The following is a 1,925-nucleotide window of genomic DNA, read 5'->3' on the forward strand; positions in this document are numbered from 1 at the left end:
CTTGTCCTTGAGCATATCGAGGGCGACATCGACGATCATGTCTTCCTGGCCGCCAACCATGCGACGTTTGCCCAGTTCGATGAGAATGTCGCGCGTGTCCACGCCATAGGCGCCGGAAGCGTTTTCGGCATGGCGCAGGAAGCTGGAATATACCCCGGCATAGCCCAGAGAGAGGCTCTCGCGGTCGACCTGAACCGGGCGATCCTGAAGCGGGCGCACCAGATCATCCGCCGCATCCATGATCCCGAACAGGTCACAGCCGGTCTCTATCCCCATTCGGTCCAGAACCGCAATCAGCGCTTCCAGCGGCGCATTGCCCGCCCCCGCGCCCATGCCCGCCAGAGAGGCGTCCACACGCACCGCGCCCGCCTCAATGCCCGCAACCGCATTGGCCACGCCCATGGTCAAGTTGTGGTGGGTGTGCACGCCAATCTCGGTTTCCGGCTTCAGTGCCGCACGCACCGCCTTCACCCGGTCGGTATATTGCGACGGAAGAAGCGCCCCCGCCGAATCCGTCACATAGACGCATTCCGCCCCGTAGCTTTCCATCAGCAGCGCCTGCTCCACCAGCTTTTCCACCGGGGCCATGTGCGCCATCATCAAAAAGCCCACCGTATCCATGCCCAGCGCACGGCCCGCCTCGATATGCTGGCGCGATACGTCCGCCTCGGTGCAATGGGTGGCGATGCGTACCGAGCGCGCCCCCGCCTGGAATGCCGCCTTCAGATCATGCACCGTGCCGATGCCCGGCAGCAGCAGCACGGTCGGCACTGCATGCCGGCATTCTTCGGCCACGGCTGCGATCCACTCCACATCATCATGCGCGCCAAAGCCATAATTGAAGGTGGAGCCGGTGATGCCGTCGCCATGGGAGATCTCGATCGCATCCACTTTCGCCGCATCCAGCGCGCGGGCGATCTTGCGCACCATGTCCAGCCCATACTGGTGGCGAATGGCGTGCATGCCGTCGCGCAGCGTCACATCCTGGATATAGAGCTTGTTCGGGTTGGGCCGGGCCATCACGCGGCCTCCTTCTTCAGCTGCTGTTCCGCCCAGCGGTCGGCCGTCACCAGCGCCGCGGAGGTCATGATGTCGAGATTGCCGGCATAGGCGGGCAGATAATGGGCCGCCCCCTCCACCTCGAGGAAAATGGTGGTCTTCAGGCCCGAGCAATAGCCCGCGCCGGGAATGCGCACCGGGGCGTTGTTGCCGATTTCCTCGAACTGCACCTTCTGCTTCAGCCGGTAGCCGGGCACATATTTCTGCACCTCGGCCGCCATCTCGGCCACGGACTGTTCAATCGCCTCGCGGCTGCCACCCTGCGAGAGGGTGAAGACCGTATCGCGCATGATGAGCGGCGGCTCGGCCGGGTTGAGGATGATGACCGCCTTGGAATGCTCGGCCCCGCCCAGCTTGCGGATGGCGTTGGAGGTGGTCTCCGTGAACTCGTCAATATTGGCGCGGGTTCCCGGACCAGCCGATTTCGAGGAGATGGAAGCCACGATCTCGCCCCAGATCACCCGGTCTGTGGCCCGGCGCACGGCGTACACCATGGGAATGGTGGCCTGCCCGCCGCAGGTGACCATATTGACATTCGGCTCATCCAGATTGGCCGCGCCATTGATGACCGGAATCGTGAAAGGGCCAATCGCCGCCGGGGTCAGGTCGATCACCTTCTTGCCGTCAGCCTGCAACAGGGCATTGTTGTGCATGTGCGCCCCGGCCGAAGTGGCATCGAACACCACCTGGATATCCTTGTAATCGGGCAGCTTGCGCAGGCCATCAATACCCTCATGCGTCACCGCCACACCAAGGCGCGCCGCGCGGGCCAGGCCATCCGACTTCGGATCAATGCCAACCATCGCACCCATCGCAAGATGCGATGCATTGCGCATGATCTTGATCATCAGGTCCGTCCCGATATT

2 protein-coding genes are annotated in these 1,925 nt (G+C 63.3%); both read right to left on the reverse strand.

The annotated features are described in order from the left end of the window. The coding region (dmpG, locus tag ACT6QH_RS00005; RefSeq protein WP_444972789.1) for a 4-hydroxy-2-oxovalerate aldolase at positions 1 to 1,020 on the reverse strand (1,020 nt) is incomplete at its 3' end. After that, positions 1,020 to 1,925: acetaldehyde dehydrogenase (acetylating) (locus tag ACT6QH_RS00010; RefSeq protein ID WP_444972790.1), on the reverse strand; the 906-nt coding region annotated here is incomplete at its 5' end. The genes ACT6QH_RS00010 and dmpG, both read right to left, overlap by 1 nt.

The sequence above is a fragment of the Haloleucobacter albus genome (assembly GCF_052492075.1).